Source organism: Frankia sp. AgPm24 (assembly GCF_023243055.1).
Taxonomy (GTDB): Bacteria; Actinomycetota; Actinomycetes; order Frankiales; family Frankiaceae; genus Frankia; species Frankia umida.
The window spans coordinates 18782-33623 of the sequence record NZ_JALKFW010000171.1; the positions used below are offsets into that span (position 1 = coordinate 18782).

Sequence of the window (14842 nt, forward strand, 5' to 3'; positions counted from 1 at the left end):
AGGGCCGCGTGGCCCGGTGCCACCACCGGTGGTGGTGCCGCCCGGACGGTGCAGCACGGGAATGTCCTAGGCTTCCCTGCGTGCATACGTGGCGGGGCGCCGAGAACACGCCGGCCGAGTGGGGCGGCGGGGTGGTCACGATCGGTTTCTTCGACGGCGTGCACCGGGGCCACCGGCGCATCATCGGTGAGGCGGTGGCCCGGGCGCACGATCGCGGCCAGCCGGCGCTGGCGCTGACCTTCGATCCGCATCCCGGTGAGGTGCTGCGTCCCGGCAGCCATCCGGCGTTGCTGACCACCCTGCGGTACAAGACCGAGCTGCTGGCCGAGATCGGTGTCGACGCACTGTGCGTGCAGCCGTTCACGGCCGGGTTCAGCCAGGTGTCGGCATCCGACTTCGTCCACGAGATCCTGCTGCGGCGGCTGCGGACCAGCGTCGTGGTGGTCGGGGAGAACTTCAGCTACGGCCACCGGGCGGCCGGGCGGCTGAGCACGCTCATCGCCGACGGCGCGGCCGCAGGGTTCGAGGTGCGCGGCGTGCCGCTGGTCCGGGCGGGGGAGCGGGTGCTGTCCTCGACGGAGATCCGCCGTCTGGTCGCGGCCGGTGACGTCGAGTCGGCCGCGGCGGCGCTCGGTCGCCCGCACCGGGTCGAGGGTGAGGTCGTGCACGGCGACGCCCGCGGTCGCACGATCGGCTATCCGACCGCGAACATGGACGCGACGCCGTGGGCCGCGGTGCCGGCCGACGGCGTGTACGCCGGGTTCGCCTGCTGGGGGGAGCATCGCCAGCCGGCCGCGATCTCCATCGGTACGAATCCGACCTTCGCCGGGCGAGAGCGCCGGGTGGAGGCGTTTCTGCTCGATTTCGACGGAGACCTCTACGGCGCGTACATGGCGTACGAGTTCACCCATCGGCTGCGTCCGACGTTGCGCTTCGACTCGGTGGACGAACTGGTCACCCAGATGGCCGCCGACGTCGAGACGACCCGGACGGTGACCCTGTCGGTGTGAGCCCGGTCGGTGTGAGCCCGGTCGGTGTGGGCCCGGTCGGTGTGAGCTCGGTCGGTGGGAGAGCCCAGGCCGGTGGGAGCCCAGGTCGCTGGGAGCCTCGATCGGTGGGAGCCCAGGTCGGATGGGCGAGGGCGGGCGAGGGCGGGCGAGGGCGGTCGGGCGCGGATGGCCGGCCGGTGACCGGGGGGTTCGCCGTCGGTTGATAAGCTTCGGGGTCAGGCGGGAGTGGCGTGTCCGGATCCAGCGGCGAGATGGCCGCGGACCGGCTGTCGATCCGGGTGGTGAAGACCCCGGACGCACGCCGTCCCGAAGCAGAGGAGAGGGTTCAGCGTGCCGCTCGCGAGCGACGTCAAGCAGAAGATCATGTCGGACTATGCCACCGTGGAGCGGGACACCGGCTCGCCGGAGGTCCAGGTCGCGATGCTGACCAGGCGGATCAGTGACCTGACCGAGCACCTCAAGGTGCACAAGCACGACCATCACAGCCGCCGCGGCCTGCTCCTGCTGGTCGGGCGCCGGCGCCGGCTGCTGAACTACCTGTCGAAGACCGATATCAACCGGTACCGGTCGCTGATCGAGCGACTCGGGCTACGTCGATAGCGCCCAAGAGGGAGCGGACCCGCCCGGGACGCTCCCTCTGCCGCATCGGGGGGTAGGTACCCGGTGCGGCAGGTGCCGGCGGGGTTCCCGCCGGCACGATGAAGGACCTGACCGGGTCCGTGACGGCGGGATCCGCCGGTCCTCGGTCGTGGTCGCCGGGTGCGAGCTTTCCGCTCGTGCTCCCGGGGGCCTCGACTGAGCACCGGCATCCTCGAAACGCGGACCCGGCCGGAACACACGATCGGCTGCGTGGACCCGGCCGACGACGAGGATGGAGTGGCTTCGAGTGGACGACTCGACACATGCGGCAGAGGCGGTCATCGCGACCCCGGCCGGTACCCGCACGGTGCGTTTTGAGACCGGCCGGCTGGCCAGGCAGGCCGCCGGATCGGCGGTCGCCTTCCTGGGCGACACCATGGTGCTGTCCGCGACCACGTTCAGCAAGCAGCCCAAGGAACAGCTCGACTTCTTCCCCCTGACGGTGGACGTCGAGGAGCGGATGTACGCCGCCGGGCGCATCCCCGGCTCGTTCTTCCGCCGTGAGGGCCGGCCCAGCGAGGACGCGATCCTCACCTGTCGGCTGATCGACCGGCCGCTGCGCCCGTCGTTCGCCAAGGGCCTGCGCAACGAGATCCAGGTCGTGGCCACCGTGCTCGCCCTGGACCCGAACACCCTCTACGACGTGGTCGCGATCAACGCGGCGAGCGCGTCGACGACGCTGTCCGGTCTGCCGTTCTCCGGTCCGATCGGTGCGACCCGGGTCGGCTACGTCGACGGTGAGTGGATCGCCTTCCCGACGCACGAGGAGCTCTCCCGGGCCACCTTCGACATGGTCGTCGCCGGCCGGGTCGTCGACGGCGGCGATGTGGCGATCATGATGGTGGAGGCGGAGGCGACCCCGGGCACGGTGGAGCTGATCGCCGGGGGCGCTCCCGCGCCGACCGAGGAGGTCGTCGCCGCGGGTCTGGAGGCCGCCAAGCCCGCCATCCGTGAGCTGTGCCGGGCGCAGAGCGAACTGGCCGCGGCCGCCGGCAAGCCGATCCGGGAGTTCCCGGTCTTCGTCGACCACCAGGACGACGTGTTCGACGCGCTGTCCGCCGCGGTGGGCGACGAGCTGGGCGCGGCGCTGCGCATCGCCGGCAAGACCGAGCGCGAGGCCGAGCTCGACCGGGTCCGCGGGCTCGCGGCGGAGAAGGTCGCCGCCCAGTTCGAGGGTCGGGAGAAGGAGATCAACCCGGCCTACCGGGCGCTGACCAAGAAGCTGGTGCGCTCCCGGATCGCCACCGAGGGTGTGCGCATCGACGGTCGGTCGACGACCGAGATCCGGGCGCTGTCGGCCGAGGTCGACTACATCCCGCGGGTGCACGGCTCGGCGCTGTTCGAGCGGGGTGAGACGCAGATCCTCGGCGTCACGACGCTCGCGATGCTGCGCATGGAGCAGACGGTCGACACGCTCAACCCCGACCGCACCAAGCGGTACATGCACAACTACAACTTCCCGCCGTACTCCACCGGTGAGACCGGCCGGGTGGGTTCGCCCAAGCGTCGCGAGATCGGCCACGGCGCGCTCGCCGAGCGGGCGCTGCTGCCGGTGCTGCCCAGCCGCGAGGAGTTCCCCTACGCGATCCGCCAGGTCTCCGAGGCGCTGAGCTCCAACGGCTCCACCTCGATGGGTTCGGTCTGCGCGAGCACGCTGTCGCTGCTCAACGCCGGTGTGCCGCTCAAGGCGCCGGTCGCCGGCATCGCGATGGGTCTCATCCACGCCGATGGCACCTACGTCACGTTGACCGACATCCTCGGTGCCGAGGATGCCTACGGCGACATGGACTTCAAGGTCGCCGGCACCCGTGACTTCGTCACCGCGCTGCAGCTGGACACCAAGCTCGACGGCATTCCCGCCTCGGTGCTGGCCGCGGCGCTGCAGCAGGCCCGCGGCGCGCGGCTGACGATCCTGGACGTGATGGCCGAGGCCATCGGCAGCCCGGACGAGATGTCCGCGCACGCCCCGCGGGTCATCTCGGTCAAGATCCCGGTCGACAAGATCGGCGAGGTGATCGGGCCCAAGGGCAAGATGATCAACCAGATCCAGGCCGACAGCGGCGCCGAGATCACCGTCGAGGACGACGGCACGATCTACATCGGCGCCGTGGACGGCCCGTCCGCCGAGTCCGCCCGCTCGGCGATCAACGCGATCGCGAACCCGCAGATGCCGGAGGTCGGCGAGCGCTACCTCGGCACGATCGTCAAGATCACGAACTTCGGGGCGTTCGTGTCACTCACCCCGGGTCGGGACGGTCTGCTGCACGTGTCCAAACTCAAGACGCTCTCCGGCGGCAAGCGGGTGGAGAAGGTCGAGGACGTGCTCACCGTCGGGCAGAAGCTCCAGGTGGAGATCACCGAGATCGACAACCGGGGCAAGATCTCGCTCTCGCCGATCGCCGAGGCCGCCGACGCGGCGTCGACCTCCTGACGGCCGCGTCGTGACCGACACGCCTACCCCGGATCTGGCCCCGTCCCGGCTGACCACCGGCGGGTTCACCAGCGAATCGCTGCTGGACGGCACCGTGCGCCGCACGGTGCTGCCCGGCGGCCTTCGGGTCATCACCGAGCGGGTTCCGGGAGTCCGCTCGGCCGCGATCGGCGTCTGGGTGGGCGTGGGCTCGCGCGACGAGACACCGGTGACCGCGGGCTGCTCGCACTACCTCGAGCACCTGCTGTTCAAGGGGACGACCCGACGGGACGCGCTGACCATCAGCGCGTCGGTGGAGGCGGTCGGCGGCGACCTGAACGCCTTCACCAGCAAGGAGTACACCTGCTACTACGCGCGGGTGCTCGACACCGATCTGCCGATGGCCGTCGACGTCGTCGCCGACATGGTGACCAGCTCGTTGGTGACCGCCGACGACGTCGAGGCCGAGCGGGGCGTGATCCTCGAGGAGATCGCCATGCACGAGGATGACCCGGGGGACGTCGTCCACGACGTGTTCGCCGAGGCCATGCTCGGTTCCTCGGCGCTCGGCCGCCCGGTGCTCGGCACGATCGAGTCGATCGAGGGGCTCGGCCGGGAGACGATCGCCGACTACTACCACGGTCGTTACGTTCCCCCGGCGCTGGTCGTCGCGGTGGCCGGCAACCTCGAGCACGAGCGTGCGCTCGACCTGGTCGCCGACGCCTTCGGTGCGCGCCTGGGCGCCGGCGTCACACCGCAGCCGGTGCGCGCCGGGCGGTACGCCTACCCGCCGGCACCCGGCATCGTGGTCTCCGAGCGGCCGACCGAGCAGGCGAACCTGGTGCTCGGCACGGTCGGGCTGTCCCGGCACGACCCACGCCGGTTCGCCCTCGGGGTGCTCTCGACCGCGCTCGGTGGCGGGATGAGCTCCCGGCTGTTCCAGGAGGTCCGGGAGAAGCGCGGGCTCGCCTACTCGGTGTACTCGTTCGCCTCCCACTTCGCAGACGCCGGCCTGTTCGGCGTCTACGCCGGTTGCGGTCCGCGGCGCGCCGACGAGGTGCTCGCGATCGCCCGGGACGAGGTGCGGGCGATCGCCGAGCGCGGGATCACCGCCGAGGAACTCGACCGGGCCCGCGGGCAGAGCCACGGCTCGCTCGTGCTGGGCCTGGAGGACACCGGCTCGCGGATGAGCCGGCTGGGCAAGAGTGAACTCGCCCACGGGGAACTGCTCTCGATCTCCGAGATCATCGCCCGGGTGGACGCGGTGACACTCGAGGACGTACGCGAGATCGCGGCGACCCTGGTGGCGCAGCCCTGGGCACTGGGCGTCATCGGGCCGTTCGACGACCACGATTTCAGCGCCGCCGTCGCCAGCTGAGATCGGCCCGGGCCGGCCCGGGTTTCGGGGTCGGCCCGGGATCAGGCGGCCCCGCGGGGTGCGAGAGGGGAACAGGCACGATGAGTGATCGGCTGGCGGTCGGGGTGCTCGGGGCCCGCGGCCGGATGGGGGCCACGGTCTGCGCGGCCGTCGAGGCGGCACCGGATCTGGACCTGGTCGCGGCCGTCGGCACCGGCGAGCAGCGGGAGCCGCTGTGCGCCGCCGACGTGGTCGTCGACTTCACCACACCGGACGCGGTGCTCGACAACATCCGGTGGTGCGTCGAGGCCGGGCGGCACGTCGTCGTCGGCACCACCGGCTTCGACGACGCCCGGCTGGACACCGTCCGCGGCTGGCTCGCCGGGTCAGCCGGGGTCGGCGTGCTGGTGGCGCCGAACTTCGGTGTCGCGGCGGTACTCATGATGACCTTCGCGGCGCGGGCCGCCCGGTTCTTCGACTCGGTGGAGATCGTCGAGCTGCACCATCCGAACAAGATCGACGCGCCGAGCGGAACGGCGCGGCGCACCGCGGAACTGGTCGCGGCGGCCCGCCGCGCCGCCGGGCTCGCCCCGGCCGGTCCGGACGCCACCACGTCGGCCCTGGACGGGGCCCGCGGGGCCCGGGTGGACGGCGTGCCCGTGCACGCCGTACGTCTGGCCGGGCTGGTCGCCCACCAGGAGGTCCTGCTCGGGGGCGCGGGCGAGACGCTCACCCTGCGCCACGACTCCTACGACCGGACGTCGTTCATGCCGGGCGTCCTGCTGGCGGTGCGCGAGATCGTCGGCCGCCCCGGCCTGACCGTCGGCCTGGAGCACCTGCTCGACCTCGGCTGAGCCGGCGGGTCCCCGGCCGGCCGGGCGGTATCGGCCTGGCACCAAGGTGGCGGGGGATGCTGTCGGCACCGCGTCAGCACGATCGCGGGCACTGCGATCGTGCTCGGAGACCGCAAAAGATAGGTTCCCGGGTGTGGTCGGACACGTTGACCGCCGCTCGGCGGCGAGCTCCCACAGCGTCTACGGTATTGATCTTGGGACGACGTTCAGTTGCGTGGCCCGGGTCACCGAGACCGGTGAGCCGCGGATAGTCCCGTTGGCGGGGGACACGCAGACCCTGCCAAGCGTCGTGCTGTTCGTCGGCGCCGACGACTACATCACCGGTCAGCCGGCCCGTGAACTCGCCCGGGCCCGTCCCGACGACGTCTGTTCCCTGGTCAAACGCAGGATGGGTGACGGCGACTGGCGTTTTGTCACCCAGGGCACGGCCTGGTCGGCGCCGGCGGTCAGCGGGCTGATCCTCAAGGCCCTCGTCTCCGACGCGGCCCTGGCGACCGGCGAACCGGTGCGCGACGTCGTCATCACCGTCCCGGCCTACTTCGGCGACGAGGAACGGCGCGCCACGGTGCTCGCCGGCGAGTACGCGGGGCTGTCCGTCGTCGATGTCATCAACGAGCCGACGGCCGCGGCCCTGTCCTACGGGTTCGCCAGGTTCGAGATCGGCGGCCGGCGCACCCTCGGCGGCCCGGGCACGGTGGCCGAGGAGGTCGCGCTCGTCTACGACCTGGGCGGCGGCACGTTCGACGTGACGGTGGTGGAACTCGCCGACCGGCGGGTGTCGGTCGTCGCCATCGACGGCGACCACCAGCTGGGCGGAGCGGACTGGGACGAGAAGATCGTGCTGCTGCTCGGTGACCGCTTCCTCGCCGAACATCCCGGCGCACCGGACCCGTTGGACTCCTCCGAGGCGGCCCAGGTCCTGCTGCTCGCCGCCGAACGGGCCCGCCGCGAGCTCACCGACGTCGAGCGGACCACCGTCGTCGTCGAGCATGACGGCCGGCGCACCGAGGTGGTGCTGACCCGGTCGGCGCTCGAGGAGCTCACCGCCGGACTGCTGGACCGCACGATCGCCCTGACCCGGGCCGCCCAGCAGGCGGCGCTGGCCCGTGGGGTGCGTGGCATCGACCAGATCCTGCTGGTCGGTGGCGCCTCGCGGATGCCGGCGGTCGCCCGACGGCTGGCCGCCGAGTTCGGTGTTCCGGTGGCGCTCACCGATCCTGACCTGGCCGTCGCCCGTGGTGCGGCGATCTACGGTGAGAAGAAGGCGCTGGAACGACTCGTCCTCGCGGATCTGGTCACCCGCGGTCAGCTGGTCGACGGGGCCGGGGTCGACGCGGCCGCCCCGGAGGCGCTCGACGCGGCCTGCCACCGGTTGGCGCAGGCCCTGGACCTGCCGGCGTCCCGGGTCCGCCGGACGGTCGAGGTCCAGGTCGTCAACGTGGTGTCCCGCGGCTTCGGGGTGCTCGCGCTCAACCGCTTCGGTGACCAGAACGCGGTGTTCCTGGTGCACCGCAACGACCGGCTGCCGGTCGCCGTCGGACGGTCGTTCGGAACGGTTCGCGACGACCAGGACGCGGTCGTCGTCCACGTCGTCGAACAGGCCGGCGGGGTCGAGTCGCCCCGGGTCGAGGACAACAAGGTGATCGCCGAAGCGGAGATCACCGGCATTCCCGCCGGTTTCCCGGCCGGCTCGCAGATCCACATCCAGTTCCGGATGGGCTTCGACGGCATCCTCGAGGTCACCGCGACCCACGAGGGTCTGGCGCAGCGGCCGCTGACGGTCCGGGTGGAGACCTCGGCGGCGCTCAGCCAGGCCGACGTCGCCCGGGAACGTGAACAGGTGGCTCGGGCCCGTCGGGAACGGGCCACCGGCCCCGGTTTCGGCTCCGGCCCTGGCCCTGGTTTCGGCCCTGGCCCTGGCCCCGGTCGACCGGATGAGCCTGGTCCCGGCGCCGCGAACCCTGGGATCTGAGCCCGATGCCCGCCGCCGGCCCGCCCGGACCCACGCTTCCCGACTTCATCCCGGACGACTACCGCGCCCGCGTGCTCGCGTCGGTGCACCGCCGTGGCGGCGCCGAACACAGCGACCCGTTCGAGATCTACGACATCCCGCTGGCCGCCGTCGCCACCCTCACCGACGCCCAGGTCCAGGCCCGCATCGACGAGGTCTGGGCGTTCTGGCAGCGCAACCGGGACCATCCCCGTTACCGCGGTGCGATCATCGGGCTGCTCGAGCGGCACGCCGAACTCGCCGAGGCCCTCGCCGACCGCACCACCCGGCTGGCCCTGTCCGAACGGGTCGCCGCGGCCCGCGCCGAGCGGGACGACGAGCGCTTCGCCGCCCTCGACGCCGCCGCCCGTCGACTCGTCGCCCGCTTCGGTGGCCTGCCCGCGGACCGCCTCGAGGGTCTGCGTACCTGGGCCGCGACCCAGGACATCACCGCCGCCGAGTTCGACACCCGTATCCGCCGGCATCGCGTCCTGCCCGCCGCCGGCACCGAGGCGGTCACCGGCCCGGCCCACGGCGAGCAGGTCTCGCCCGCGGTGCTCCGCCAGATCCGCTCCGACCTGGACGAACTCGCCCGGATCGCCGCGACCACCCCGCCGCGCGGCCTGTTCGACCTGCTCGGTCTGCCCACGGACGCCTCGCCCGAGCGGATCCGCGCCGCCCGCGACGCCGCGCTGGCCCGCAACCGGGCCCGTCGACCAGACCGCCGCCGGGCCCTGCTCGACGACCTGCTGGCCGCCGTCCACACCCTGCTCATCGACGGCGACCCCCACGCGTACCTGGACGCCCTCGCCGCCGACACCACCACCCGGCTGCGCCCACAGGTGGCCGCCGCCGTCCTGGTCGAGGATGCCCTGCTGCCCGCGGAGGCGGCCCGGCTCGTCTCCGCGGCCCTGGCTGACGGTCTCGACCCGCACCGGGCCCAGTCCGTCGTACGGGCACTCGCCCGCGAACACGGTGTCGCCGCCCCACCGTTGCCCCCGATCACCGAGGCGCCCGCGTCCGGTGCCCGCTCCCGGCCTGGCGGGACCGCCGCGGCGGCCGGCGAGCCGGGTGGTTCGACCTCGAGGCCCGCGGACCACTCGGCGCGCCGCCCAGCCGCCGGCCCGACCCAGGGCGCGGTCGACTGGCGCGCCCACGTCTCGCGGGCGCGGGCGGCGCTGCGGGCCGGACGTCCCGTGGCGGCCAGCGATCATGTCGCCGCCGCACGGGAGGGCGCGGGAGAGACGCTGCCGCCCATTCGCGCCGTGGGGGACGAGGTCGAGGCGGCGATCCGGGCCGCCGCCACCGCCTGGGGCAGGCTCGCCGAACTGGCCGCCGCCGCGCGCTATCGCGCGGTGCTCGACGCCGTGCGTCCGGTGGTCGCCGTGGCCGCCGACGTGCCTGGTCCGGGCGGCCAGTTGCCCGGTGAACTGCTCTCCCTCGCCGAGGCACGATGCGCCGCCGCCGACGATCTCGTCGCCCGGGCGCGTGCCGCCGCGACCACAGGTCCCGGCGGCACAGGTCCCGGCGGCGCCCTGGCGCGGTCGCGTCTGATCGACGAGGCACTGGCGCTGGTCGCCGACCACACCGAGGCACTCGCCCTGCGCGACGCCACGGCGGCAACCGGTGGGTCGAGGCCAGCGCCGGCGCGGGAGCAGGGGCCGACACCGGGGGCGGTGGCCGCGCCCGCGGGGGTGTGGGTGGGCTGGGAGGCCGGGTCGGTGGTGGTGCGCTGGCAGGCGTCGACGACGCCGGGCGAGGTCCGCTACCGGGTCAGTCGGATCGGCGGGGACGGCACCAGCCGGGTGGTCGGCGTGACGTCGGCGACCGAGCTGGCCGACGGCGGCGCGTCCGTGGGCGATGTGGCCTACGCGGTCAGCGCGGGTCTCGGCCCGGTCTGGTCGCCGCCCACCCGTAGTGATGCCCCCGCCGAGGTCGCCACGGTGCCCGAGGCGGGTGATGGGCCGTCCACGCCGAGGACGGTGTCGCTGCCGCCGTCGACGATCGGCCTGCGCTGGGAGTCCGGTCGGCTGCGCTGGAACTGGCCGGCGGACTGCGCCGAGATGGTGGTGGTGGCCCGTGTCGACGAGCGGCCGCGGTCGGCGACCGACCCGGGGGCGTTCACCCGCAGGGTGACCAGTGCACGTCACCGCCGTGAGGGCGGGGTGGTCCTGCCGGCCGAACGGCCACTGCACGTCGCGGTGTTCCGCGGAACCCGCGACAGCGGCCGGCTGGTGATCGCGCCGACGGCGGCGGCCTGGCTGCGCCTCGAACCAGACACCGCGTGGAATCCACCCCCGACGTGATCCGCCCGAATGACGACGCCGGTGTAGTTTCCGGACCGATCAGCAGGAGCCGGCCTCCCAGGTGGTGCGGATGGGATTTCCCGTCACCGCACTGACGTAAGGGAGGGGTCCCCTGAAGGCGCCCGGGAGGCTGTGTACCATGCCCAAAGAGGTCGGTCGGGCTGAACTGGTCAGAACCTTGGGGGCGGCCGTGCGGCGAGGTCAGGGCATCATTTCCCAGGCGATGCAGGGCAGGCGGATGGTGTACAGCCGATCGCTGCGGCAGCAGTCTCTTCCCGTCGATTGTGGTTGATCCGATGGCCCTTTTCCCAGCCGCCCAGGCGTGGGGAGAGGGGCTTGGCCCAGCTGCCTGGCATCGCTGCCAGGGCCGGTCAGGTGGCCCGTGGGCCGCACGCTCCGGCCGTTCGGACCGGCCGGTCGTCGGAGTGAACCTTAAATCGTCCTTAATGATTCAGCTCCGGGAGCACTTCACGTGCGTGCGATAGTGACCGGCGGCGCCGGCTTCCTTGGCAGTCATCTCTGCGAGCGGCTCCTCGGCGACGGCTATGAGGTCGTCTGCTTTGACAACTTCGTCACGGGTCGACCAGAGAATGTCGATCATCTGCTGGCCGATCGGCGTTTCCGACTTGTCAACCGGGATGTCACGGATTTCATCCACGTTTCCGGCCCGGTGGATGCGGTCCTGCACTTCGCCTCGCCGGCATCTCCGGTGGATTACTACGAGTTGCCGATCGAGACACTGAAGGTGGGGTCGCTCGGCACCTTCCACGCCCTCGGCCTGGCTCGGGAGAAGAACGCGCGTTTCCTGCTCGCGTCCACCTCGGAGTCCTACGGCGACCCGCTGGTCAACCCGCAGCCGGAGACGTACTGGGGAAACGTGAACCCGGTCGGTCCGCGCAGCGTCTATGACGAGGCGAAGCGCTTCGCCGAGGCGGTCACGATGGCCTACCGGCGCAAGCACGGAGTCGACACGGCGATCGTGCGGATCTTCAACACCTACGGCCCGCGGATGCGGGTGGACGACGGACGGGCCATTCCCGCCTTCGTGTCACAGGCGCTGCGCGACGAGCCGATCACCGTCTCGGGCGACGGCTCGCAGACCCGCTCGATCTGCTACGTCGACGACCTCATCGACGGGATCGTCCGGCTGCTGCACTCCGACCTGGCCGGCCCGGTCAACATCGGCAACCCGCACGAGATGTCGATCCTCGACACCGCGCGACTCGTGCGTGATCTGTGTGGTTCGTCCGCGCCGATCACCTTCGTCCCCCGGCCGACCGACGATCCCTCGGTGCGTCAGCCCGACATCACCCAGGCCCGCACGCTGCTTGGCTGGGAGCCGAAAACGGAACTGCACGACGGTCTGAACCGCACGATCTCGTGGTTCGCGGGTCAGCTCGCCGAGCGCCGCCAGACCGTCGCCTGACCGCCGGGTGAACACCAGCCCGCCGGCTCACACCGGTGTGATTCACCGGTGGGCCGCTGCGCGACCAGGGAGTTATGTTGTCCCGGTTCCGGCTGGCCGGACGTCGGCCGTCGAGATGTCGACGACGAGGGTGCCAGCGGCGTGGATGAAGGGGGCGCGACGATGACGTCGACGCAGGCCACCAGAACGGTCCTGGTCACCGGGGCGACGGGATTCATCGGTTCGCACACCTGTGTGGACCTGCTGGCCGCGGGGCACCGGGTGATCGGAGTCGACAACTTCCTCAACTCCTCGCCCCGGGTGCTCGACCGGATCGGCAAGATCGCTGATCGTGAACTCGACTTCGTCCGCCTCGACGTGCGGGACCGGGCCGCCCTCGACGAGCTGTTCCGCCGCCAGCCGATCGACGCGGTGGTGCACTTCGCCGCGCGCAAGGCGGTCGGCGAGTCGGTCGAGATGCCGCTGGCCTACTACGACTCCAACGTGGGCGCGACCCTCGGACTGCTGCACGTGATGGGCGAACACGGCGTGCGGGACCTGGTCTTCTCCTCGTCCTGCGCCATCCACGGCACGGTCGACAAGGTGCCGATCACCGAGGACGCGCCGGTTCGTCCGACGAACCCGTACTCGCGCACGAAGTGGATCTGCGAGCAGATCCTCGCCGACCTGTGCGTCGCGGACCCGCGCTGGCACATCACCTCGCTGCGGTACTTCAACCCGGTCGGTGCGCACCCGTCCAGCCTGCTCGGCGAGGACCCGCGCGGCGTGCCGAACAACGTGATGCCCTACATCGCGCAGGTCGCGGTGGGACGCCGCGCCGAACTGTCCGTCTTCGGGGACGACTACCCGACCCCGGACGGCACCGGCGTGCGCGACTACATCCACGTGGTCGACCTGGCCCACGGCCACCGCCTCGCCCTGGACCACCTTCGCGATGTCGCCGGGCACCGGGTCATCAACCTGGGCACCGGGCAGGGGACGTCCGTCCTGGAACTGCTCGCGGCCTTCTCCGCGGCCTGCGGACGAGAACTTCCCCGGCGCATCATGGCGCGCCGCGCCGGGGACGTCGCGGCCCTGGTGGCCGACCCGACGCTCGCCCGCGAGGCGCTTGGCTGGACGGCGCGCCACGACGTCGCCCAGATGTGCCGGGACGCCTGGGAGTTCCAGCGCCTCAACCCGACCGGATATGACGACGAGGGAGCCTGATGACCACGCCGGAGCGCCCTGACCAGGCAGCGGACCGCACGTCCCGACCGCGCCTGACGGTCATCGGAACCGGATATCTCGGCGCCACCCATGCCGTCTGCATGGCGGAGCTGGGATTCGAGGTACTCGCGGTCGACGTCGACCAGTCGAAGATCGAGCGGCTGTCCGCGGGCGAGATCCCGTTCTTCGAGCCCGATCTCGCCGACCTGCTACGGGCGAACCTGGCCACCGGTCGGCTGCGTTTCACCACCTCCTTCGAGGAGATCGCCGCGTTCGGCGACGTCCACTTCGTCTGCGTCGGCACTCCGCAGCAGGCCGGCGGCAACGGCGCGGACCTGAGCCACCTCAACGCCGCGGTCGGGCGGCTGGCACCGCTGCTGACCCGTCCCTGCCTGGTCGTCGGCAAGTCCACGGTGCCCGCCGGCACCGCCGCCGACATCGCCCAGACCCTGGCCAGGCTCGCCCCCGCCAACCACACCAACGGCGCCGCCGCCGGGACGAACGGCGCCGCCGCCGGCTCGAGCGGCGCCGCCGCCGCGCTCGGGGGCGTCCAGTTGGCCTGGAACCCGGAGTTCCTGCGGGAGGGTTTCGCGGTCGCCGACACCCTGCGACCGGACCGGCTGGTCTTCGGTGTGGCCTCGCCGGCCGCCGAAGGCGCGCTGCGGGCCGCGTTCGCCCCGGTGATCGCCCAGGGCGTCCCGGTGATCGTGACCGACTACGCCACCGCCGAACTGGTCAAGACCGCGGCCAACTCGTTCCTCGCGACGAAGATCTCCTTCATCAACGCGATGGCCGAGGTGTGTGAGGCCGTCGACGCCGATGTGCTGACACTGGCCGAGGCGCTGTCCCACGATGTGCGCATCGGCGGGAACTTCCTGCGGCCCGGGGTGGGCTTCGGCGGTGGCTGCCTGCCCAAGGACATCCGAGCCTTCCAGGCCCGGGCCGATGAGCTCGGCGTCGGTGTCGCGCTGCGGTTCCTGGGCGAGATCGACGAGATCAACAACCGTCGGCGCGACCGGGTCGTCGAACTGCTGGCCGCGGCCCTCGACGGCACGCTCGCGCACCGTCGGCTGCTCGTGCTCGGCGCCGCGTTCAAACCGAACTCCGACGACGTGCGGGACTCACCCGCCCTCGCCGTGGCCGACCTGCTGGCCCGCACCGGCGCGCAGGTCACCGTCGTCGACCCGGTGGCCACGCACAACGCCCGCCGGGCGCTGCCGACGGTCGCCTACAGCGACCGGGTCGAGGACAGCGTGGTCACCGGGGCGGACGCGGTCGTGCTGCTCACCGAATGGCGGCAGTTCGCCGAGCTTGACCCGGCCAGGCTGGGCCCGCTGATGCGTCGCCGGGTGGTCATCGACGCCCGGCACGCCCTGGACGGCGACCGCTGGCGGCGGGCCGGCTGGGTCTACCTGGCCCCCGGCCGACCGACCGGGGTCATCCCCACCGGCGTCCCGGCCCAGTGGCCGGTGCCGACGTCCGCCGCGTCGACACCGCCCGCGCAGGTCGCCGCGGCCACCCGGGTGCCGGCCCACGCGCCACAGGTCGGCTAGGGCGATCGGCTGATCGGCGGCCGGGCCCCCCCCCCCCCGCCCCCCCCCCCGCGGGGGGGGGGGGGGCCCCCCGGGGGGGCCCCCCCCCGGC

At 72.4% G+C, this 14842-nt stretch carries 10 protein-coding genes; all 10 read left to right on the forward strand.

Going from position 1 to position 14842, the window contains the following annotated elements; translation table 11 throughout:
- Positions 1-80 precede the first annotated feature (80 nt).
- The 10 genes from MXD61_RS11165 (at position 81) to MXD61_RS11210 (ending at position 14751) form a co-directional block, all read left to right on the forward strand.
- A complete protein-coding gene (locus tag MXD61_RS11165) occupies positions 81-1010 on the forward strand; it encodes a bifunctional riboflavin kinase/FAD synthetase (protein ID WP_248812769.1) in 930 nt (309 codons plus the stop codon).
- Between the two features lie 330 nt (positions 1011-1340).
- A complete protein-coding gene (gene rpsO / locus MXD61_RS11170) occupies positions 1341-1610 on the forward strand; it encodes a 30S ribosomal protein S15 (RefSeq protein ID WP_248812770.1) in 270 nt (89 codons plus the stop codon).
- Between the two features lie 286 nt (positions 1611-1896).
- Entirely contained in the window at positions 1897-4080 is a 2184-nt protein-coding gene (locus MXD61_RS11175) for a polyribonucleotide nucleotidyltransferase (RefSeq protein WP_163546980.1), read from the forward strand.
- Between the two features lie 10 nt (positions 4081-4090).
- Entirely contained in the window at positions 4091-5437 is a 1347-nt protein-coding gene (locus tag MXD61_RS11180; RefSeq protein WP_248812771.1) for a pitrilysin family protein, read from the forward strand.
- A gap of 80 nt (positions 5438-5517) precedes the next feature.
- Positions 5518-6270, forward strand: a complete 753-nt coding sequence (gene dapB / locus MXD61_RS11185; protein WP_248812772.1) for a 4-hydroxy-tetrahydrodipicolinate reductase — start codon at positions 5518-5520, stop codon at positions 6268-6270.
- 133 nt (positions 6271-6403) lie between these two features.
- Positions 6404-8242, forward strand: a complete 1839-nt coding sequence (locus tag MXD61_RS11190) for an Hsp70 family protein (protein ID WP_248812773.1) — start codon at positions 6404-6406, stop codon at positions 8240-8242.
- A gap of 5 nt (positions 8243-8247) precedes the next feature.
- The gene (locus MXD61_RS11195; RefSeq protein ID WP_248812774.1) at positions 8248-10566 is read left to right on the forward strand and encodes a hypothetical protein; all 2319 of its coding nucleotides are present in this window, start codon (positions 8248-8250) and stop codon (positions 10564-10566) included.
- Positions 10567-11038: 472 nt separating this feature from the next.
- Complete coding sequence (locus MXD61_RS11200; protein WP_248812775.1) at positions 11039-11992, forward strand: UDP-glucuronic acid decarboxylase family protein; 954 nt, start codon at positions 11039-11041, stop codon at positions 11990-11992.
- Positions 11993-12154: 162 nt separating this feature from the next.
- On the forward strand, positions 12155-13198 hold the full coding sequence (gene galE, locus MXD61_RS11205; RefSeq protein WP_248812776.1) for a UDP-glucose 4-epimerase GalE: 1044 nt from the start codon (positions 12155-12157) through the stop codon (positions 13196-13198).
- Positions 13198-14751 (forward strand): UDP-glucose/GDP-mannose dehydrogenase family protein, encoded by a 1554-nt coding sequence (locus MXD61_RS11210; protein WP_248812777.1) that lies wholly within the window; start codon positions 13198-13200, stop codon positions 14749-14751. Before galE ends, MXD61_RS11210 begins: the two co-directional genes overlap by 1 nt.
- The last annotated feature ends 91 nt before the right edge of the window (positions 14752-14842 follow it).